We start from the raw sequence: 21,362 nt of genomic DNA on the forward strand, positions 1-21,362 counted from the left end.
TTTTGTCCCTCAATGTATGCCACTACCTGATCCCTGCTTCGGTCACTTACGGTGACTGCACAATACGATGGATTCCACAAATGTCCTCCCCACAACTCCTGTTTTAATTCCGGATGCGAAAGAAACAACTGACGTGCCAGATTCCCCTTCATAATCTTTATCATGTCTGATATAAAAAATTGTGGTTTGCAATCCAGAAGTAAATGAATATGATCTGGCATAACCTCCATCGCCAGAATCTTAAATTTGTATTCCTCCGCAAGCCCATACAACATTTTTTTACATTCTGCGTCTATCCCATTTTTCAGAACCTGTTTTCGATATTTCGTGCACCAGACAAGATGATATTGCAAAGAATACACATATCCTCTACCATATGAAAGTGAATTTTCCTTAATAGTAAATATATCTTTTTCCATGTTTATATTATACCATATGCCCGCACGCTTGGCAAACACTAGTTCTGTATCTTGATAAAAAATTTGGCGCACCTAACTCATCACTAAAGTAATGAGAATGCGGTGTGCCGTTTTTCAATCAAATTAAAAAGAGACACGGCATAAATTATTCTGATAGATTTTACATCAGATTGCTTTATGCCGTGCCTTTTATGTTATTATAATGATTGCTACATACATATAGCAGGCTTCACCCTTCGTTATACACCGGATTCGAATTGATTTTCGGTACGAAGGCAACAGCCGTTCCGCAATTTTCACCATCCTCCCCATACTTCTTCATAGATCTGTCCGGCAGAAAATACCCAGAATGGATGTTTTGCCAAGTATACCAATGTTGCAAATTCCCGACGAGTCATAGAAATCAACTCACCGTTTCGGTATGCTGTTCTCTCCTTCAGCCGAAGCTCCAAGCCCGGAAAAACAAGAGTGTTACAAGGGTGGGATGTCACAATATGGTCAAATCCTGGCTCGACCGCAATAATCTCCATAATTCTACTGAGTATATATTCTTCATGGTCGGTAAGCGACAGTACCAGAAACTTGCCCATATTGTTCACATCTCTCTTTATTGATATTATTTTTGCATTACATTACGGGTTCATTTTTCATCTGTCGGATGCGGTATTCACCGCCATCGTCCCGTCTGCATAGAAGTAGTACCACTTACCATCGATCTGCTTCCAGTCTCCGGCAAACATTATTCCGGTGACCTTGTCCAGCCAGTACCACTTCTGATCCTCGGAGAGCCAGCCCTTCACTGACTCCCCGTTTCTGTAATAGTTCCACTGGCCGCTGTCATTCTGCTGCCAGCCGTTTGCGGCCTGCGGGTCAATGACGATCTCCACAAACCGCCGCAAAACCGTGGCGACCTCGGCGCGGGTGGCGGTTCCCTTGGGGTCAAACTTATTTTCATTCTTCCCGGCCAGGATGCCCGCCTGCTGCATGGACTTGACCGCATCCTTCGCCCAGCTGCTGATCTGTGTGTTGTCCGCAAAGGTCACAGCCTTCAAGGTCTGGGGCAGGTCATAGCCCAGCTTTGCAGCGTAATTTTTCATAATCACCGCCATCTGTTCCCGGTTGATGTTGGTGTCCGGTGCAAAGGTGGTGGCGGTAACGCCTTCCACAATACCGGTCTGCGCCGCCCAGTTCACATAGGGGGCATAGTAAGCGTCGGCTTTCACATCGGTGAATTTCCCGGTCTGGTAACTGTCCGGGTTGATGCCCGCCAACCGCCCCAGAGCTGTCACAAACATTCCTCTGGTCATGCCGGTGCCCGGGCTAAAGGTGATGTCGCTGGTGCCGGAGAGCAGTCCCCGGCTGGCTGCAAAGAGGATGTTATCTGCTGCCCAGTGGCCGGTAATGTCGGTAAAGACCGGGGCAGGGTTCTTGTAGCCCACGCCGTAAACGCTGAAATGACCGGTTTCAAAAACCACCGCTTTCAGGCTGGCATTGTAGCTGGATTTGGTGATCCATTCCACCTTGCCAGCGTCATCTACATAGACTGCATAGAGATTACCTGTCTGCTCACCATTTGCCGGTGTGTAGGGCAAACGCACCGATATAGTGTGACCATTTAAGTTGGCAATCGGTGTTTCTTTGCCGCCGGAGAGGTAGACCAGTGACAGATCATAGGCCGGTCTTGTGCCGATGGCGGCCTTGACCTCGGTGAAACGCAGTGCATCCACCTTATCTGCCCGGAGAATGATGTCCCCGCCAGCGGAGGCGGTATCCAGCTGCTTCAGAGTATCCAGGCCGATATTAACCGAAACCAGATGGTCTGTTGCTACGGTAAACTGCCGGACGTTTTCTTTAACCAGCAGATCCAGTGTCTGCGCCTTGATGGTCACGTTAAAAGAGGTCTGGCCTGCCGCCAGGGTGATGGGAACCGTAACGCCAATCCCGTTCTCTGTAGTGCCGTTCTTTTTCGCATCCTGTTTGGCCTTGTCGATGGCGGACTGGACAGAGCTGTTGTCCACTGCCGCATTGCCGTTTTTATCCGGCTGTATGGGTTTGGTTTCACCGGTGGCAGGGGCTTGAGGCTTGTCTTCCGGCTGGTTGGTGTTATCATTGTTGCCGGAACCGTTAGAACCGCCGGAGGAGGAGCCTCCACCGCCGCCCGAACCACCAGAGGAGGAACCGCCGTCGCTGGAAGATTGCTTGGAAACAGTCAACGTTCCAGAAACATAGGTGATCGCATAATTGTCATTTGACAGCGTACCAGTAATATTGATCGCAGTTTTGCCGGTTTTGCTCATATCCGGTGTCTGTGCGTAGTCCAGTGTTACCGTGCCGCTCAGGGTGTCTGCACCAACCAGACCTTCCACCTTGTAATCCTTATCTGCTTCCGGGCTGCTCAGATCGGGCGCGGTGCTGCCGGTGTAGGCGCTCTTATCAAGCGCCGTAACGGTAACTGACTTTTTCGCTACGGTCACAGTCACGTTCTGTTCTGCCACATCTGCGTACTCTGCGTTTCCCTGAACCTTATACCAAACAGTGTATTCCCCGGCGTTTTTCGCTGTGGGGATCTGCTCACTCCACTCAGAATCGCCAAGCCGGTAGAGCATTGTGCCGCCAGTGGTCTTGCCCGCTGTAACCAGAGCCTGTTCTGCACCATTGTAGGTCAGTGTATTGACCGTAGGTGCCGTAACAGTGGGGACAAGCTTGTTGGTCGCATTGACATTGACGGTCAGCGTGATGTCCTTATAGTTCGTGCTCTTGATCACTACGGTCACTGTGCCCACAGAGCCGGTGGTTTCCACGTCATTTTTCTGAATCGGCAGGGTCAGCTTGCCGTTTTCCACCTTCGCACCGTCGGTGTAGTAGCCGTCATTTAGTTTGATTTCGACGATCTCATAGGTGAGTGCACCGTACTCTTTGGGCGTTTCCAGCGTAGGCAGGGCGGGGAGCGTCACAGTGTAGGTCTTTTCGTGGCCGTTTACAATGGTAAGCGCAGTTTCCTTGGCGAAGTCAGGCGCAGCTGCCTTGGTGATGCTGCCAGTAGTAGCGGAGCTGCTCTGCTCCAGGGCGTAATTCTTCGCGGCCTGCCCCATCAGGGTCACTGTGGCAGTGACGTTCTTGCCGCTGCCCACACTGGCATCGTCAAAGCTGGCGGTCACGGTGTAGTCCTTGTCCTTCTGCAAGGTTACGCTACCCTCGAAGGTCACGCTGGAGATGTCCGCGTTTGTCGTGCCATCATAGGTCTTATCTTCTACCGCAACTGAAAATTGCAGTGGGTACTTAGAAATTTCCGGTACCACGGAATCTGTTAATGTCCTATCGTATGAAGCACTTGAATCTGTCGGTGTAAATTTCACGGTATAAGCCTTGTTATCTTCTACATTCGGATAAATACCAGATGCTGAACTACTATTTTCCGGTTCCCAGCTCCAGGTTCCGGCTACCAGTTGATTTGCACCATTATACACACCATAACCAGAAGCCAGAGAAACCGGAATCTGAGCAAGTGAAACCCCATAAGTCCCTTTCGCATTCCACTTTTGTGTTCCGTTTCCTACAATTCTCAGTGTATCCTTGGTAGACACATTAAGCGGTTCCGTTCTCTCAGAAGCAAATGCATTCTCTTTCGCCTTTATTCTGCTGGTTACCTGATATCCATGTGCCGGATATAATCCCTGAATTTTCGTACCGTCAATCCATGTAAATGCTCCGTCTGAATCTACATCACGGTATCCATACTCAATGTCATTTTCCGGATTAGTTCTGTTTATGGTAATCGTCGTACCGGTTATATCCACCTCACCCTCAGTTATTGCAGCCGGTGCTGCCGTTCTTTTAAGAATCGTGATCCTTTCGGGTTTTCCGGCAAATTTCTCATCCGTGTTGCTTGCAGCATACCGATAATAAACCGTACTCTCATGATCGGAAGAAATGATGTCTGTAATCGAAATTCCTGATCCACTGCCCATTTTTGCAGATGTCCAGTTTGGAGAGGTATTGGTTCCGTTTACAATCACATACTGTAAAGATGAGGAAATTGTGATTTCTTCCTTCCGATAATCAATATTCGGCTTGTTCGATTCTTCCGGAATCGTCTGTGTTTGCAAATCCGCCACCAAAACCGCTTCACTGGCTGACATGGACGAGGATGCTTTCTTGCGAATATAGAATGGTACAGACACACCACTTTCACGAATGTTATCCAGCAGCCCTGTCAGACGAACCATACCACCCTGTCTTATAGTTGTCCATGACTGTGCATCATTAGAAGCAGCATACTCCAGATCGCAGGAAGCTTTATTCTCTAAAGTCTCCTGTTCGTAATTGATAGAAACATCAGCAGCAGTAGGTGCCTCCTGCCGCACTTTTTCTGTCTGGAAATTTACATAGGTTACATCAAGAGATAACGTACCATCCTTTTTAATCATCAGTCTGACAAGATATTCTGTGTCCGGAGCTAAATCCTCAATAGTATACTCATAGTTTCCGGAAGAACTTTCCGCAAGTGTCCTTCCATTCAAGAACATATCATCTAATGTCCCTGTCTGCTCATCCTCGCCGGAGGTTAATAAAAACTTAACCTCTGCTCCGAGAGTTCCTGTTGCCTTAAGTGTAGCAGTCGCTTTTGTTTCAGAAATCGTCTTAATATCCGTGACAGCTGCGGAAGTGATACTTGCCGCGTTATTATTAGAATATGTCTGAGTAGCTTGATCATAATATACCGTCTTACTGTACTTGCGGAAATGCGGGTAATCCTCCGTTCCGATCACCTGTCCCCACGTACCATCTGATTTTTCACCGTTTAATTTATAGGCAATTTCGCCGGATTTCAGTTTTTCTTCGCTATCTAGAGTAGTAATACCCGGAGAACTATAATCACTCTTTGTTGTCTCATAACAGTTCGTAAAAGTAGCCCTATTATCATTCGGGTACTTATTTCCTTCCAGTTTTCCTGATACAGCCAAGCAATTAGTCACCGTTCCGTTTGAACAACTATCTGAAAAATCTGTTCCTACTACAAAACAATTCTGAATGTTGATAGCATAAGCGTTACGACACAACCCGCAAGTCCAATTACCTTCCAACACCAGCCCTATATTTTGTACACTCCCATGTCTAATCCATGCCACCAGTCCGTACTTAGAACTTGTATTGTCATTAGCAGGTCGCAGTCCGGAAATTACATGGTAATTTCCCTCAATATTCCCCTTGAAAGACTTACCATCAGATATGGCTCCAATGCTTGTCCAGGCATATCCGTCCGGGATCTTAATATCCTTCATCAGCTTCAGATTGCTCTTATTAGGGATTTTACCATCATTAAACTGCTTTGCAAACCAGAAAAGCTGACCGGCATTATAAATCTCATAATATTCCCCCGACTTTATTGCCTTCTGATATGCACCACATGCTTCACAAAATCCATCTGCATTATAGTACTCATGACTACAAAAGGTATTATCATAAAACATCTCAATTTCATTTGGTGTTGTTGTCGATATCGTCTTACCTGATGCTGTGATCGGATTGCCGCCATTTAAGCCCGGTACCGTCACCGAAATCTCTGTGTTATTCCTATTTTCCGGCAGATATACCGTCAGATGTCCCGTGTTCGCTTCATCATACGAAATCTGCTTGGAAGGAATGACCATAGCTGCACTTTGACCTTCTTGATTGATCAACGGTCCACCATCCTGCTTGATCGTGATATCGGTTGCCTGTAATATCTGATCGCTCGTGATCACCGTGGAAACAAATTTTAATCTTGTCTCATAAAGAGGAATTCCGGTCTTCAAAGTGATCGTTGCATTCTCATCATCGACGTCAGCCGCCATCTGATAAACATAGTTTTCTCCAAGCGTCACATCTACCGTTACCTGTGTCCCTGACGTTAATGGCTTCAGATAATTGGATGCCTTAAGTGTACCTTGATAATCGCTCACCTGCATCGTCCCTGCATCCCAGGTAATCTCTCCCACGCTGATTGTCACCGGATAAGTGCTTTCGGTGAATCGTACGTCCGCAATCGTGCCCTGAATGGTATAGTTTTTCAGTCCGGAATTTTCACTTTTCGGGAAATAATCACCACCATTTAAGTTTACTGTGGCTTCATTACTGATAGAAATAGAGCCATCCAAAGTACCACCCGGCAACGATTGACCTGGCTTTACTGCGATACCAATGGCATACACTTCATTCTGATATGCAATGGCCGAAACCGTTCCGCCATTGATCGCAATCTCACCATACTTGTATCCGCCTTCTACTGTTTTGGCTCCACCGCCGCCACAGCCGATTCCGGCTCCGGGGTGTCTTCCTGCGTTCGTAACGTATCCTCCATAGGCCGTCACATTGCCGTCATTGATCTCAATCCGATCCACGCAGCCGTTTGCTCCACCGCCAATTCCGGCTCCGCCGTATACATTTGTAATATCCTTGTAGTAGCTTCCATGTCCGCCCTTGGCATACACAGTTCCGCCATTGATGATAATGGTACCGCTGCCACCCTCTGCACTGCCGCCAATACCTGCTGCCATCATGCCGCCATAAGCTTCGATATCGCCTTCTTCGATCACAATCGTCCCCAAGGAACCATTTCTCATGCTTGACGCACCAATTCCGGCGCCTTCTCCACCGGTTGCTTTTAAGCTTCCCTCTCCGCTGATCGTCAGGGTGCAGCCTTCCGCCACCTCAATAGCCGCACACATATTACCGCCCTTGAGCGTGTTTTCTCCCTCCAGAATCAGATGCAGGTTTGCACCATTCACCAGTCGGATCGCCGGTACCCAGGTCCTTGCTGTCTCATCGTTCTTATCGAGCGGTATCCGGATATCCAGATCCGAAATCGTAATTGTAACATCTACGCCATTAACCAGAATAACGTTGGTCGTACTGCTTCCCGTGATAGTCGCATCATTATACTGTTCCCATGTGTTGCTGTTGATGCCGATACCGCTATCCGCAATATTATAAGTATTTGTTAATGCCAACAAAGCAATCTCGCCATCCATGCTGACCTCAATCTCCGGAAGCTCCACGCCCGCTGCCAAAATATACTCACTCGGAAGAACCGGAAGATAATAATAGAAACCACTTTCATCTTCCCGGTTCTCATCCGGCTCCCAAGTAACGCTGATATCCGTCAGCACCGGGATATCTTCTGAGATTTCCTCATCTTCAAACTCATTATCCTCAAGAAAATCCCCGGCATTGCTGTCGGTAGCGATCAGAAACGTACCCTGCTGCTCTTTCTCCTGAACTTCCTGTTTATCTGCTTCCTCCTCATCATTGCTATCCGGTATGTTTTCTGAATTTTCTGTTTCCGGAGTTTCCTCCTCATCATTGCTGTCCGGCACATTTTCTGAATTTTCTGTTTCCGGAGTTTCTTCCTCATTCAGATTTTCTTTCTTTGCATTACTGCCGGTAGCAATTCCAAAGTCTTCTTCCTCATCACTGTCGTCTGCTGCCGCCGTCTCATCTTCCGCACCCTTGTCACGATCCGCATTATTTTTCTGGTGATTCACGTTCTTATATTCCACCACCGAAGCCTCGATCGTCTCCGGGAAATTCAGATAATCCTCAAAGTTTTCTCCGGCATCCGCAGGGAGCTGAATATGCGCGACCTCCTCCGGTAATTCCGTAAATCCCGTGATCACTTTCAACTTTTTTGTAGGAATTGCAGCAAACGTTGCAGACGGTATGCATAACTGCATCGCCATCATTGCCGCCAATGCTGCAGATACGATCTGCCGTTTCTTCTTTTTATACCTCATATCCATTTCCTCCTGTTGTCATTATTTTCTATATAGCGTGACGGTTTTGTTCTCTCCGGTAATATTTTTTATTCATACGTTTCCTCCTCACCTGATTCATTACTTCCCCTTTTTCCCTGAAGAAGCCGGGAGACTGCTTCCCCCAGCTGATGCTCTGTAACGGGCTTTACCAAAAAGGTGTCCGCCTGCATCCTGCGGCTTTGGGGTTCAAATTCTGCCTGGTCGCTGATCCAAAGGAGCGGGACATCCTTGCTGTACCCTCGTATGCTCATGCAGAAATTCATCCCCCTGGCTCCGTCCTCCATGACCACCACAGCATCATAAGGCCCATCCCGCTGCATGGCATAGACGCAGAATACGCCATTGTCAAAGCGGTCTACTTTGCCAAGCTTCATCAGTAACGCCGTTTCTTTCTCCTTCTGACTATAGCTGCATAGCGCAATTCGCATTTCCATACCTCCGTTTCCTGATGGGCTCCATCGCCTCATATAGCTCCTGATCACTACAATCTATGGAGAGGAATACCGGGATACGAAGCTGATACGCGATCAGGGCGAAGTTTTTATCATCGCTCCACCAGACAAGCGGTGTTTCCGGTGCCAGCTGCTTTGCCTGAATGGCAGCCTCCAATCCCCTTGCCCCGGTCATGGCGATGACAAGCGCATGATATCGGCTCCGCCGCAGTGCCTGAGATAGCTGCTTCTCATTCCATAGCTCGTCGATGACAAGCTGTCCGTCCCCAGCAAAAAGGGAGCGCAGCCTGCTCTCAAACCATTCTGCATTCCTTAATTCCGTACAAAGTGCGATTTTCATGCTGAGCCTCCTTTCCTGAAAAGAAAAACAAGAAAGAATGTGCCTTGGCACATTCTCGCGCCGAGCGCGGTCGCTTGCGACATGTTTCTTCTTCGCGCGAGTGCGCATCCCGCGGAGCGTTTTTTTGTCATAGGACGAAGTTTCCTATGACATAAAAAACCAGACCTTCTCATCGGAAAGTCTGGTAGTATAATTAGAGTAGCATCTTGTCAAGGGAAATGCAACCGACTTTGTTTAAGACGCAGGTTTCCTGTTTAAGACGCAAGTTTTTCCTGCGGTTTTATGTTATACTATTATTGGATTTTTGTGCAAAGGAGATGGCACGATGCAGATTGCGATTGTGGATGACAGAGCAGAGGACAGAGCCGAACTGTCTGTCTGCCTGGAAAATTATATGAAAAAGCATCAGCTGGACTATACGCTGACAGAATTTGAGGACGGAGAGAATTTTCTGAAAGCTGCCGCCCAGGTCAATTTTCAGCTTGTCTTTATGGACATCTATATGGAGAACATGGATGGAATAGAGGCCGCCAGAAGGCTGCGCCAGAAAAACAGGCTTTGTAAGATTGTTTTTCTGACCATTACAGAAGATTATGCCCGGATGGGGTACAGCCTGTCCGCCAGCTATTATCTGCTGAAGCCGCTTTCGCTCCATCAGGCAGATTTTGAAGAAGCGATGGAGCTGTGCCAGCTAAAACCGCCCTATGAAGTGATGACACTTTCGGTTATGGCTGACCGTCAAAAGCTGGAACTTCCCACAGAGAAGATTCTATACATAGATTATCAAAACCGTATGACACGGATTCATACGGCGGAACGCGTGATACCGGTAAGCGGAGGCTTTCAGGAGGTTACTGCCGCATTGCAGAAGGACAAGCGTTTTTTGCCCTGCTACCGGGGCATTTTAATCAACATGGATTACATCAGCCAGGTTGACAGTCAGACCTTCCGTTTGATAAACGGGGAGGAACTTCCGATTGCCCTCCGCAATGGAAAACAGCTGCGGGAATCCTACCGTCAATATGTTTTCTCTGGAATGGGGGGTATCGTATGAGAATGAAGCAAATGCACAGGCGTACTCTGGAGGGCTGTCTGGCCTGTCTCCTCTGCTTCACCTGCAGTATCCCAGCATTTGCCGCCGAAACTGCAACCCCATCCAATGCCGATGAAAGAAGGGAGATTTTGCCGGATTTAGAAAGCGAGACTCCAGGGACACTGGAGAGCAAAACCCCGGAAGCATCGGAAGAAGTATCCCTCGTCCTTGTCACAGAAATACAAAAGGAAGACGAACTGCTCTCCCTGCCAGATTTCACCCTGCCCCTTAGAACCACACCGTCTGATGATGACCTGGAGGAAATTTATCAGCTGGCCCTTCGGTATCAAACCGTCTGCGCCACGGTAACAGCAGGTGAAGAAATCCGGCAGGAAACATTTTCTGTCGCATGGGATTTTTCGGCCATTGACCAGACCACTCCAGGCGAATATACCGCAGCAGGTCGGATTAAACTGCCGGAGGGGTATGCCTTTGGTGAAGCTGTCTTGCAGGAGCTTCAGATTTCCGTCCGGGTGAAAGAAATGCCGCCTGCTGTCATTACCTCCATAGAGAAATGGTATCCTTATACGGACGCGTTTGCGGTTCAACAGGACAGCGAAACCGAAACGCTGGAAAATTTGTTTGCCTTTTCCCCTTACTATCTGGAATGCTATGCGGAAAATGGAACCAGCTACACCGCTGTGGTGGAATGGGATTTTTCTGGTATTGATTTGAATACTGTGGGACTGTACCATGCAGCAGGAAGGCTGACTGCACCGGAAAATACCATATTTGCGGATCGTGTCGATTTCCCTGAAATTTCAATTCCTGTTTCTGTTCAGGCTCCGGGCAGCCCAGACATCAACTGCTTCCTGGTTCGCAAAGGAAGCCTTTATTTTCCCTGGGTCACACCGCCGGGGAATCTGGACAAGGTCAGTATATGGCTGTCCAAAAACAACGGTTCATGGAACCGTCTGGAAAGTGGCGTTTATGTGGGTCAGGAAATGCTCTCGATTGCTACCCGTCTGCTGATGCCGGGCAGCAGTTACCGCCTTCAGGTGGATTATGACGGCGGACAGACCGGCATCCTCTCCTTTACCTACGCAGATGAAATTGTCCTTGAAGGGTACCATGAAGGCGACCGGGATGGAGGGGATGCAGGCGGAAATCCTCCCGATACCATCATTCAACCGCCTCCTGAAGATACCGACGATCAGGATGACGGTTTCGCAGACAGGCCCTCCACAAAGCCTCCAAAACCGCCTGCAACAAATGGCGGCAGAGTGGATTCCAACGATTCTGAAAAAACACCACCTGTCAGTGAAGAAAATGATCCTGCGGATCATGAACCATCCCACAAGTCTTCCGAGCCATCCTGGGAGGGAAAGAATGATTCCATAGATATAGATAAAGACGATTTCCCATCGGAACAGGCAAACGGTGATACAGAGGAAGATGCGGATTCCAAAAACCCTGATTTTTCAGAGTTCTTCGATGAAACCACCGACCGGATTTCCGGCACGCGCTTTTTGATGATGCTGCAAACAGGGGAGCAAAGAGCCGTCTTTTCCAAACAGGGAATCACTATCAGCATACCAAAAGACGCCTTGCCGGAGGGCATCCAAAACGAAGATCAGATTGAAGTCATCATCCAAAAGGATACGGACGGCGGTTTTTCTTTTTCGTTTTCCATCAATGGAACTGCGCTCAGCTCCCTGCCGGATGTTTCTGTCATGCTGCCCTGTCCAAATGACCCGGCAGCCGGCACATGGTTCCTCTGTGATGAAAGCGGCGTGGAAATTCCCATGACCGGTTATGACGATGCGGCAAAAGCCGTCTCCTTTCAGATCAGCCATACAGGGGCATACACCATTGTGGGAAAGGAAGATGCCGTTTCCCTGGCACAGGCCGCCGACACAGAGCATAGCCGGTCGCCCATACTCCTTTTGATTCCGACCTGTCTGCTTCTTCTGTCTGCCGGTGTGTTTTTCCTAAGGAGGAGGCGAAAATAAGATGGTATCTTCTGCGGTAAAAAAATATGCTGCCTTATGTATGGTCTGCCTGTGCTCATCCCTGTTTTTTCTTGGCCTGTATCAGTTCAATAATAAATATAGCCAGAACACAATCCAGGCGTCAAATGGGATTCTGGCGCTTTCTGAGGAAGAACTTCAAAAGTCACCGGTGCGCTTTCTGGTATCCGGCTGGGCATTTTATCCTGACGCGCTTTTGACCCCGGAAGAAATACGGGATGAAAGCCATTATATGCGCTACCTTTCCATCGGAGAGCAGACCAATTTCTCCAGCCCTGCAAACCCTTCTCCCTATGGCTGCGGGACTTATCAGATGACATTCTTTCTGCCGGAACGGAAGGAAACATATGCGCTGGAAATCCCAGAAGTGTTTTCTGCTTACAACCTTTATCTGGATCATGACCTGATCCTGCAAATGGGGGAACCGGCACAGGGGACACCATTGGTTCAAAACCGCATGGTCACTTTTCATGGCGGAAAACCGGTCACACTCACCATAGCGGTCAGCAACTATGACCACTTTTACGGAGGAATTGTCTATCCGCCTGCTTTCGGAACGATGCTGGCGGTCAATACAACCAGAGGAATCCGGTTTGCATTCTGCCTGTTCAGCTGTACAGTTACCTTTGTCTGTGCGCTGCTGTCCTTTTATTTCAGCCGCCGGATGAAACAGAAAAATACATTCCTGTTCGGACTGATCTGCCTTGCCATGTGCGGCCTGTCATCCTATCCTGTGCTTCATATGCTGGCTGCGGTTCCCGTATTCCCCTGGTACACGATTGAACTGTTCTGTATCTATCTGGTTACCTGGCTGATCGTAGTTCTGCAAAACCGGATATGCAGACCGGGCTTCCTGCCTGCGGCCATCAGTAATGGGGTGGGCGCTGCTTTTCTGGTATATGCGTTTGTGTATGGCATGATGGCTTCCCATCTCTCCCTTGGAGCCATTCGCTTTTTCTCTGCATCGGTCTTTTGTTATAAGGCGGCATCTGCGCTCTATCTGCTTATCATCGCTGTGCTTGCCATTCACAGAGGAGAAAAACGGAGCAGGCCGATCTTCTATGCTGCGGCAGCCGCAACCTGCGCCTTTATATGGGATCGCCTTCTGCCGGTTTATGAGCCGGTTATCGGCGGTTGGTTTTTGGAATGGGGCAGCTTTTTCATAGCAGCAGCCATCGGTTATTCCCTCTGGCGCGATGTGATAGAAGGATATGGAAACAGCCTGATTTTCCAGGAAGAACGCAAGCAGGTCATCCGTCAGCTTTCTATGCAGACCGAATACAGCCGTCAGGTTTCTGAAGCAGCGGCAGAAAACAGAAGGCTGATCCACGACATCAAACACCATCTGCGCACCATAGACCGCATGGCCTCTGAACGTGGGCAGACGGAGATCTGCTCCTTCCTGTTACAGGTAGAGGAACAGGTTGCGGCATCATCGGGTCACTCCCCTGCCCAGTTCTGCAAAAATCCCGTCGTAAATGCACTGATTGAATACTACTACGGCATGGCGCAGACACAAGGGACAGAATTTCAGGTGCGGCTCGATCTTCCCGATCATATGCCGCTTACCGATGTGGAACTGTGTACGGTGCTGGGCAATCTTTTGGACAATGCCGTTGAGGCGTGCAGCCGCCAAAAGCAAGGGGTGCGCCGCGTTTTCATTGCAGGCGAAACCAGAGGCAATATGTACTTTTTGAAGATTGAAAACACTTACGACGGTCTGGCCTTGCAAGAGGGAAAAACATTTCTCTCCCGAAAGGGTACATCTGCTGATCATGGAATCGGGCTTTCCTCTGTCCGAAAAATCATTGAAAGCCATGGCGGTGATCTTGATCTTGTTCCCGGTGAGGAATCCTTTCTTGTTGGAATTACAGTGGGTTTATAAACATTGCTCATACAAAAGGACACCATTACTTACATTTGCATAAGCAATGGTGTCCTCTCTATTTTCCAAGTTCTTCTTCCATAATATTCCTAATCGCTTTAATATCCGTAAAAGTCAATTTTATTCCACGATTATACATAGCCAGTACTTCATTCAGATTTTCAACAAGTACCTTATCCAACTTTTTATGTATCGTTACAGGCTGTTCCTGAATCGTATGAACATGGTCAAAGTATTTTTCAATAACAGGAAATGTATTCTGTATCAAAAAAGCATTTTCTTTCCCTGCAAATAATCCAATCACTATCGTATTGCATTTACCATATCGTTTCTTTTTCTTTTCAACGATTTCCTTGTATTTCTCAGCTTGTGAGCTAATTGGTATCATCCAATACAATTTTGGATTTTTTCTATCCTGAATTGCATAGTAATGAGGACGATAGTTCCCCTGTTCCTTATTACTCATCAAATATTTATCCTGAACCAAGTCAAAAAATTCATCCTTGATATGATACGAATATCCCTGTTGTATCTCCATAAATAACCTTTCCTATGTGATAAAATTCCCCATCAGCATTCACTGATGGGGAACATTTACAAACTATACTATTTTTATCCCACCTGTATAGCAAGTGGCTTCATTTACGAACTGAATTATTTATACCCCGCACCATCAGCAAGCGGCAAACATTTACTTCTATCTTTAGTATATACAGTTTCTCTGAATTTAGCAACCTGTTTTTTAAGTTTAGAAATATTGTTTACTATATCATAGCTCATCATTTGTCGTAAAATACATGCATTTACTTTCTTAATACAGCTTAGCCCCAGCAGGAATTGCGTCATCTAACATAAGCAGATTCAATCCTTCGTGTCCGTCATACTCATACACTGCTGAAATCAACATTCCTTCTGATGGGATTCCCATCATCATTCTGGTAGGAAGATTTGTGATCGCTACGCATGTCTTTCCAACAAGCTGTTCCGGCTCATAGTACTCATGAATACCGCTTAAAATCGTGCGTTTCTTGTCAGTTCCATCATTTAATGTGAACTTTAGAACGCCTCAATAAACTGAGGCTAAAACTGTCCATTCCAGTTAAACAAATTTGACCGCGTTTTATTTTCTATATTCAACTTACTTTGTGATATTTCTTCTCGATTAATTGGTATTTCGTCAAAGTCAATTCCCTGCATCTATTGGTTTTCCTGCCTTTCTATGACCACTTCAATAACATCTTCTATTCCACAGTCTAATGCATAGCATATTTTAACAATCGTATCTAATGAAACATATTCGTTCTTACTCATTTTAGCAACTGCATTTGTGCTAATATGTGCTATGTCTTTTAGCTGAGTCTTATTTATATTCTTATCCACCATCAATTTCCAAAGGCGGTTATAACATATTAGGGATTCAGTGCTCATAATTCACCTCTCTTAAATTTGCTTTTGCAACTAATGCAAGTATATCATGATTCTCATTCTTTTTCAATTATTTCTTGATATATATCAAGAACATCTGCACATATACTCATTTTTAAATAAGGCAAAAAATAGACTCCTATTTCTAGGAGTCCTATTAAACGTGTTCTCTTATTCTATTAATACAACTTTGCTCCTGCCGGAATATGGTTATCCACCATAAGAAGATGGAGTTCTTCATCCTCTGAATCTTTAAGATTATTTACTGCTGAAAGTAACATACCGCAAGATTCAATTCCCATCATTGCTCTAGGTGGAAAGTTTGTAATAGCAATAAGTGTCTTTCCAACTAATTCTTCTGGTTCATAATATGCATGAATACCAGAAAGAATTGTTCTATCTACACCTGTACCATCATCAAGAGTAAATTGTAAAAGCTTTTTGCTCTTTGGTACTGCTACACATTCCTTAACCTTAACACAATGAAGCATGCCTCAAATCCGGAACACAGCGCATCAGCCAATCCACCGCCAAAAAAATCGTAAGCGCCGATGCCGCAATAACCTTTCCCAAAGCATTTGTAAGATCATCCAGTCTTTCATCCAAAATCACAAGGATTTTTTCTTTCAGAGCTTCTACAGGTATCGGGGAATCGATGCAGTCACAGCAAAGGCGATAGAGATGGTTCAATTTGGACAAGTCCATTGCATCCCGCCTGATTCTTCGACTTTGAGTAACCGCTTCCATTCCCCGAAATTCCATTGTTATAAGAATACTGGATGTAATCGCATAAACATTCATGTGCTCTGCACCATACGCTTTGCCCAGCCTGTATAAAGTCTCCTCTATACGGCTGATCTCTGCACCTGCATAATACATTGCTTCACCAATATTGAGCATTTGACGTATAAGCAGATCCATGTCGCTTTCATTGGCAATCAGCAGATCGGCATTCAAGACCGAAAGCGGAACCAATCCGCACAAGCTCTGAGAGCCTCATCCGGGTCTTTATAGAAATCGGCTCCCCACAGGCTCAAAGAAATGGTATCCTTGTAGCCAAGCTGCTCTAATTCCTCCAGACGGCCTGCAAATGCAAAATCACCTTTACCCAAAGCTGCATACCCTTCTTTTCGGTCTGCAAAATGCACATGGGCAGGAAGCCCCAGACGGCTGCAAAAATCTGAGATCGTCTCCGCATTATTCTCTGCCTGAATCAAATCAAGACCGGCTTTAACCCATGGAGAATTCACAGACTTAATTAACTTTTCCAGATGGCTCAGATCTCTGGCAAATAAGGAAACAGCTGCAGACATTTCTTCCATCACCATCACTATTCCCAATTCTTCTGCCTTTTCGGACAATATCTGAACCGATTCTACAAGTCGAAGAAAATTATCTTCCGATGGCGAGTCCACATATTCCCATCCGGGATGCAGCATCATTTTATCGGTTTCAAACGCAGCTGTATCCTCCAAATACTGTTTCATCATATTAATACTGTAATTTCTCACATACGGAATAGGAGATGCAATATTAATCGGATATTGTCTGCACTGTTCCGGATGGAAAACAGTCATTTTAAGTCCTCGATCCTTAAGCATCTGGTTGATCTCCCTGATCCGGGCAGTATGGCCCTCAGGTGTATCATCATCCAGGCAGAAATGAGGAGATGCTCCCCACAATTCTATAGACCGGAAACCATTTGCCTCAATTGAGTCCAGGCCATACGCAAACGTGTGGTGAAGAAAAGGCGCTGTCAAAATGCTGATCTGTTCTTTATTCATAATACTCATACAAGTTCCCCTCCATCAAAATGCTTTCTGAGAGTTTCAATATTTGCACGGTAATGTGGCTCCGGATCCAGCCTATATGCACCATTAGCCATTTCCATGGTTATCGTACCTTTGTAATTATATTTTCGCATCGCATTTAAATGTTCATCGAGGTTCTGGAACCCATCTCCCCATTTCATATGTCCAAATGGACGTCCATCGTTCAGGTGAATATGAGCCAGTTTATCCCCCAAAACTTCAAAATACTGTTCCAGCGTTTCTCCTGTGTATGCTACCGGAACCGTGTCCACGCAGCACTTCAGATTAGGAGAATCAATATCTTTTACCACACGAAACTGGTCAAATCTGGTTGTTGCTAACGGAGACTCTCTTTCATTCAGGTTTTCATACATCAAAGTAATGCCATACTTTTCCGCGTGCCGTGTCAGCTTTTCCACAGAATCTCTTCCATGCTTATAACCTTCCGACAACGGCCTGTCCCAGTAAGGTCTTCCAGGGCAAAGCAACATCTGTGGGCACTCCAGTTCCACTGCTGCCTCAATAAATTTCTTATACTGCTCTACAGTTTTATTTCGGATATTGTCTTCCGGTGCCGCAATATTAATTGCATAAGTATTTTCCTCTGGCATCAGAGAAACAACACTAAATCCCCGCGCTGACAATTTTTTTCGCATATTGGCAGCCATATTGGGATCACCGTCATACATATGGAAATGATGGCTGCACCCATATAATTCCAGTCTGTGAACCCCCAGCCGATCCATAGAATCCAGAAAATAATCAAAAGAAAATTTCTTATATACCATATTTGTCGCGGCCAATTGCGACATTAAAAGCTCAGACATTGTATATCTCCTTTTTCTTATCCAAAATACATTCTCAGATTGCGCATATTTCTCTTGTCATGATAAAATGGATCTGCAAAATATTTTCCATCTGTCAGTTCCTGGGTAAATTTTCCCGTATAGCCATTATTCAGCATATCCAGAATATCTTGTTTGAGATTACGGTTTCCATCTCCCCACACAAAATGTCCATAAGGATTACAATCCTGAAAATGACTGTGAATAATATTTTCAGTCCCGAAAGTATCAAACCACTGCTGAATGGTTTCTCCTGCCACAGACATAGCTGTCAGGTCAATCATGACCTTAAAGTTCGGATGATTCACCTCATCAAACAAATGCTTGATCTGATCTATACGCCACCCTATCAAAGATTCCTGTGGGCGCAGCGACTCACATGCAATCATCATATCATTTTCAGCCGCCACTTCACTCAGCCTCTGAAACATTTCTACTGAACGCTTGAATCCTTCCTCTTCCGGTTCATTCCAGTAGCCCCAGCCCGAGTTTGCTTCAAGGATCGTTGCCCCCAGCTCGTGCCCAAATTTAATTCCATTTGAGAAGTAGCGGAAACAGCGCTCCTTCAGTTCCGGTTCTTTTGCTGCAAACTGATAGCCATAAGAACAGTTTTCCGGTGTAAATACAGGACATGTCAGACCGTGATCATCCAGTTTCTCCTTGATCGGCACTGGATCCTGATAACCATGATCATCAAGCCACAACCCCTGATGCGCAGCAAGCAGATCTACACATTTCACTCCCAGCTCCTGCTGACAATCAAGGAAATAATCCCAGTAATCTTTTCGTTTTCATTTTTTCCTCCTTGTTTTTCTGCATGCTGATTCATTCTTTTGCACGTATTTTCTAATATCGATTCAAAATGAATCTTTTTAATATTTTTTGCAAATTTATATTATCATTACTTGCAATATATGTCAATATGCTTCATTTTTATTTGTTGAAGAAAATATTTTTGTTCATTTTTTTCAATTACTGGCATTTCTTTGCATTTCCCTCCATTCTTCTATGCATTTTTCACGTTCAAAGTTCAAAATACAATCAAAATAATACAGCCCCTCTGCGTCAGACGCAAGAGAGTTTCCTTTTTCCGTTTTCCGCAACCCAATCCCGGTTCAAGCCCGGTTTAGGCCTATTTTTTGCATACACAAACAGAGCCAAGTATGATATAATCCCATCTTTGACACTTGAAAATAGTAAAACAGCCATAACGCCAGTATTTTATCAGCGTTGTGGCTGTTCTTTGTCTTGCATCGATATGTACTATTTTTGGATTTGTGCTATTTTTTCTGTTTTGTTTCTTTTATAATCGACCTCATGGAAAATTTGGATATGAATTCGTAGTCTGTTCGGAAGCCAAACGCATTATGCAGGGCATCCGTAAGTTTTGTACGTTTGTAGGAAGGTATATATCCACTGTCTTTAGACAGCAGTGTCATATTCAGACCCCTAAGGGTTTCCAAAATCTGACTGCAGGTAAACTCTTTACCCAGTTTTTTCTCTAACAGGCGGTAAACCAGCAGGCTGATGTGGCAGGTTAAAAAGTGAGCCCTGATTCTGTCTTCCCGCCTCACAAATACAGGTCTTGCTTCGAATTCTGATTTCATGATGCGGAAGTTTTCTGGATGAAACGGGCAGGATCATTGGGATTTTTACCTTTTCTGGATTTTCCGGGAGACTGCATCATTTTCATAGCTCTTTGAATCTGTCCTTCACGGATTTTTTGCTGGTAGGCTTTATATTTGGGGGAGTATGTGATGATAACAGTTTCATCCATATCTCCTGTAACAATCGGATACTCTGCATTATACTGATACTCCTGCGGCTCAGCAACCATTGGAGAGTATACTGCCTTTCATCGGCAGTTTAATCAGTCTTATTCCTCGTTGCTCACACATATATGCTTTCATTATTTCTATATTCTCGTCAGCACTTCCTGACTCAATAGCCAACTTTTCTGAAGGTATGTATGTTTCAAGCGGAACTCCAAGCAATCGGTCAGAACCAAGTTCTGCTTTCAAGCCTTTCTTATTAGAATAATAGCTGACAGCCAAAGCAGGAAATAGAGATAAATATTCTTGCTCACAAATTCGGCAGCCTTTATTCAATATCGTCCTTTCATTTATCTTCATACTCCATGAATGACCGTGCCTGCATTTCCACCACGCTCTCTTTGCTGAAGTTCGTGATACTTCTGTCGGCTTCAATTTATTCTGTTCATAATCCCATTCACTGAGAAGCTGACTGTCTGTTGTCGCCAAATCATTATATCCGGCAAGAACTTCTCTCTCCGCACAAACGGGGCACACCGTTCCTTTCACACGGGCATTGATAACTGATTTCCACTCATTACCACATTTTCTGCACTTCCACCAGACATTTTTCCTCGACTTTGCATTTACTTCATCAGGCTTCAATGGCAAGTTCTTCTCCGACCACTCCGAAGCAATTTCAGGGTGTGTTGTCTGCAAATCGTTAAACCCTTTCGAGAATATGTACCCACTGCAATACGGGCATTTACTGCCACCGGAACGAGTAGAAATAAGAGTGTTCCACTCTCTGCCGCAATCCTTACACTTCCACCAAGCCTTACGATTGGCAAAGACCGTAACCTGAGTCGGAAGTAAAGGATAATTTCTGTCCGACCACTCGGCAGCTATATCCGGCAGAAGCGTTGCAAGGTCATTAAATCCTGCCAACACTTTATTATGGGAACAATACGGGCAGCCTGTCCTATTTATCGTTCTGCTCTTAACGGCAGCTTCCCACTCGTGTCCTTTCTCACATCTCCAAATCACTTTCTTATGAGAACCAATAGAAACCTCTGTCGGTTTTATCTTATTCTTTTTCGACCACTGTTTTACCAGTAATGGCTCTAATGTCGCCAAATCGTTAATACCTGCAATCACTCTCGCACCGGAACATATTGGGCATTTTTCTCCATTAGAACGAGCCTTAACGCTTGTCTGCCATTCGTGACCGCAAGCACCTCTCCACCATACTTTTTTATTTGAACCGAAAGTAATGTCATCAGGTGTAAGCGGTAAGTTCTTCTCCGACCACTCCGAAACAAGCTCCGGGTGTACTTCTGCTAAACTGTTGTTCATAGCCAAACCTCAACCTCCTTATGCTTAGAGTATATGAAGTTTTGGCTTTATCTTGTAGTTTGCGAATATCCGTATAAATAGAAAAAACCCTTTGAGAAAAGGATTTCTCCTCTCTCAAAGGGCAAGTTGGCAAACTGGAATTTGGTGTGTGATTTATAAATTTTTTCCGATCCACTCAAGTTCGTTCATGGAATCCTTATTTTTTTCAAGTTCATCTCTGGC

At 45.6% G+C, this 21,362-nt stretch carries 16 protein-coding genes and 2 pseudogenes; 3 read left to right on the forward strand and 15 right to left on the reverse strand.

Annotation, left to right across the window (positions count from 1 at the left end; genetic code table 11):
* The 5 genes from tnpA to DW720_RS14860 form a co-directional block, all read right to left on the reverse strand.
* Positions 1-419 (reverse strand): IS200/IS605 family transposase (tnpA, locus tag DW720_RS14840; protein ID WP_118749792.1); only part of this gene is annotated, 419 nt, incomplete at its 3' end.
* A 296-nt stretch (positions 420-715) separates the two neighbouring features.
* Positions 716-1,009 carry a winged helix-turn-helix domain-containing protein gene (locus DW720_RS14845; protein WP_243023794.1) on the reverse strand — a complete coding sequence of 98 codons (294 nt, stop codon included), beginning with the start codon at positions 1,007-1,009 and terminating at the stop codon, positions 716-718.
* Between the two features lie 57 nt (positions 1,010-1,066).
* Positions 1,067-8,191, reverse strand: a complete 7,125-nt coding sequence (locus DW720_RS14850; protein ID WP_182436559.1) for an S-layer homology domain-containing protein — start codon at positions 8,189-8,191, stop codon at positions 1,067-1,069.
* Between the two features lie 68 nt (positions 8,192-8,259).
* Positions 8,260-8,646: a hypothetical protein gene (locus tag DW720_RS14855; protein ID WP_147355519.1), complete on the reverse strand. Its 387-nt coding sequence runs from the start codon at positions 8,644-8,646 to the stop codon at positions 8,260-8,262.
* The gene (locus tag DW720_RS14860; protein WP_118743264.1) at positions 8,615-9,004 is read right to left on the reverse strand and encodes a hypothetical protein; all 390 of its coding nucleotides are present in this window, start codon (positions 9,002-9,004) and stop codon (positions 8,615-8,617) included. The genes DW720_RS14855 and DW720_RS14860 overlap by 32 nt, the downstream gene beginning before the upstream one ends.
* Positions 9,005-9,329: 325 nt before the next feature.
* On the opposite strand from DW720_RS14860, the gene DW720_RS14865 reads away from it, so the two are divergent.
* The 3 genes from DW720_RS14865 to DW720_RS14875 are packed head-to-tail and all read left to right on the forward strand — an operon-like array spanning position 9,330 to position 13,952.
* Complete coding sequence (locus DW720_RS14865; protein ID WP_118472001.1) at positions 9,330-10,058, forward strand: LytTR family DNA-binding domain-containing protein; 729 nt, start codon at positions 9,330-9,332, stop codon at positions 10,056-10,058.
* Positions 10,055-12,049, forward strand: a complete 1,995-nt coding sequence (locus DW720_RS14870) for a hypothetical protein (RefSeq protein ID WP_118743265.1) — start codon at positions 10,055-10,057, stop codon at positions 12,047-12,049. The genes DW720_RS14865 and DW720_RS14870 overlap by 4 nt, the downstream gene beginning before the upstream one ends.
* Position 12,050: 1 nt before the next feature.
* Complete coding sequence (locus DW720_RS14875) at positions 12,051-13,952, forward strand: GHKL domain-containing protein (protein ID WP_118743266.1); 1,902 nt, start codon at positions 12,051-12,053, stop codon at positions 13,950-13,952.
* A 58-nt stretch (positions 13,953-14,010) separates the two neighbouring features.
* Here DW720_RS14875 and DW720_RS14880 read toward each other — a convergent pair whose 3' ends face one another.
* The 10 genes and pseudogenes from DW720_RS14880 to DW720_RS14925 form a co-directional block, all read right to left on the reverse strand.
* Positions 14,011-14,490, reverse strand: coding sequence for a hypothetical protein (locus DW720_RS14880; RefSeq protein WP_118482267.1), 480 nt, complete (start codon positions 14,488-14,490; stop codon positions 14,011-14,013).
* A gap of 273 nt (positions 14,491-14,763) precedes the next feature.
* A pseudogene (locus tag DW720_RS14885) lies at positions 14,764-15,015 on the reverse strand (hypothetical protein); the annotation flags it as partial.
* Positions 15,016-15,149: 134 nt separating this feature from the next.
* On the reverse strand, positions 15,150-15,380 hold the full coding sequence (locus tag DW720_RS14890; RefSeq protein WP_107001035.1) for a helix-turn-helix transcriptional regulator: 231 nt from the start codon (positions 15,378-15,380) through the stop codon (positions 15,150-15,152).
* A gap of 176 nt (positions 15,381-15,556) precedes the next feature.
* A pseudogene (locus DW720_RS14895) lies at positions 15,557-15,856 on the reverse strand (hypothetical protein); the annotation flags it as partial.
* On the reverse strand, positions 15,852-16,298 hold the full coding sequence (locus DW720_RS14900; protein ID WP_347560729.1) for a threonine/serine exporter family protein: 447 nt from the start codon (positions 16,296-16,298) through the stop codon (positions 15,852-15,854). The gene DW720_RS14900 and the pseudogene DW720_RS14895, both read right to left, overlap by 5 nt.
* 32 nt (positions 16,299-16,330) lie before the next feature.
* Positions 16,331-17,170: a sugar phosphate isomerase/epimerase family protein gene (locus DW720_RS14905; RefSeq protein WP_107001036.1), complete on the reverse strand. Its 840-nt coding sequence runs from the start codon at positions 17,168-17,170 to the stop codon at positions 16,331-16,333.
* Entirely contained in the window at positions 17,167-18,015 is an 849-nt protein-coding gene (locus DW720_RS14910; RefSeq protein ID WP_107001037.1) for a sugar phosphate isomerase/epimerase family protein, read from the reverse strand. The genes DW720_RS14905 and DW720_RS14910 overlap by 4 nt, the downstream gene beginning before the upstream one ends.
* A gap of 17 nt (positions 18,016-18,032) precedes the next feature.
* Complete coding sequence (locus DW720_RS14915; RefSeq protein ID WP_182428005.1) at positions 18,033-18,773, reverse strand: sugar phosphate isomerase/epimerase family protein; 741 nt, start codon at positions 18,771-18,773, stop codon at positions 18,033-18,035.
* Positions 18,774-19,636: 863 nt separating this feature from the next.
* A complete protein-coding gene (locus tag DW720_RS16055) occupies positions 19,637-19,870 on the reverse strand; it encodes a hypothetical protein (protein ID WP_233430239.1) in 234 nt (77 codons plus the stop codon).
* The gene (locus tag DW720_RS14925; protein WP_243099738.1) at positions 19,860-21,140 is read right to left on the reverse strand and encodes a zinc-ribbon domain-containing protein; all 1,281 of its coding nucleotides are present in this window, start codon (positions 21,138-21,140) and stop codon (positions 19,860-19,862) included. The genes DW720_RS16055 and DW720_RS14925 overlap by 11 nt, the downstream gene beginning before the upstream one ends.
* Positions 21,141-21,362 lie beyond the last annotated feature (222 nt).

The organism is Clostridium sp. AM27-28 (genome assembly GCF_003480955.1).
In the GTDB taxonomy this organism is placed as follows: Bacteria; Bacillota; Clostridia; order Lachnospirales; family Lachnospiraceae; genus Otoolea; species Otoolea fessa.

Excerpts from the sequence above, each read along its gene's own strand:
- DW720_RS14860 (WP_118743264.1), bottom strand. The coding sequence starts at position 9,004 with ATGAAAATCGCACTTTGTACGGAATTAAGGAATGCAGAATGGTTTGAG.
- DW720_RS14925 (WP_243099738.1), bottom strand. The coding sequence starts at position 21,140 with ATGAACAACAGTTTAGCAGAAGTACACCCGGAGCTTGTTTCGGAGTGG.
- DW720_RS14890 (WP_107001035.1), bottom strand. The coding sequence starts at position 15,380 with ATGAGCACTGAATCCCTAATATGTTATAACCGCCTTTGGAAATTGATG.
- DW720_RS14845 (WP_243023794.1), bottom strand. The coding sequence starts at position 1,009 with ATGGGCAAGTTTCTGGTACTGTCGCTTACCGACCATGAAGAATATATA.
- DW720_RS14850 (WP_182436559.1), bottom strand. The coding sequence starts at position 8,191 with ATGAGGTATAAAAAGAAGAAACGGCAGATCGTATCTGCAGCATTGGCG.
- DW720_RS14900 (WP_347560729.1), bottom strand. The coding sequence starts at position 16,298 with ATGGATCTGCTTATACGTCAAATGCTCAATATTGGTGAAGCAATGTAT.
- DW720_RS14855 (WP_147355519.1), bottom strand. The coding sequence starts at position 8,646 with ATGGAAATGCGAATTGCGCTATGCAGCTATAGTCAGAAGGAGAAAGAA.
- DW720_RS14875 (WP_118743266.1), top strand. The coding sequence starts at position 12,051 with ATGGTATCTTCTGCGGTAAAAAAATATGCTGCCTTATGTATGGTCTGC.
- DW720_RS14910 (WP_107001037.1), bottom strand. The coding sequence starts at position 18,015 with ATGTCTGAGCTTTTAATGTCGCAATTGGCCGCGACAAATATGGTATAT.
- DW720_RS14880 (WP_118482267.1), bottom strand. The coding sequence starts at position 14,490 with ATGGAGATACAACAGGGATATTCGTATCATATCAAGGATGAATTTTTT.
- DW720_RS16055 (WP_233430239.1), bottom strand. The coding sequence starts at position 19,870 with ATGGTTGCTGAGCCGCAGGAGTATCAGTATAATGCAGAGTATCCGATT.
- DW720_RS14905 (WP_107001036.1), bottom strand. The coding sequence starts at position 17,170 with ATGAGTATTATGAATAAAGAACAGATCAGCATTTTGACAGCGCCTTTT.
- DW720_RS14865 (WP_118472001.1), top strand. The coding sequence starts at position 9,330 with ATGCAGATTGCGATTGTGGATGACAGAGCAGAGGACAGAGCCGAACTG.
- DW720_RS14870 (WP_118743265.1), top strand. The coding sequence starts at position 10,055 with ATGAGAATGAAGCAAATGCACAGGCGTACTCTGGAGGGCTGTCTGGCC.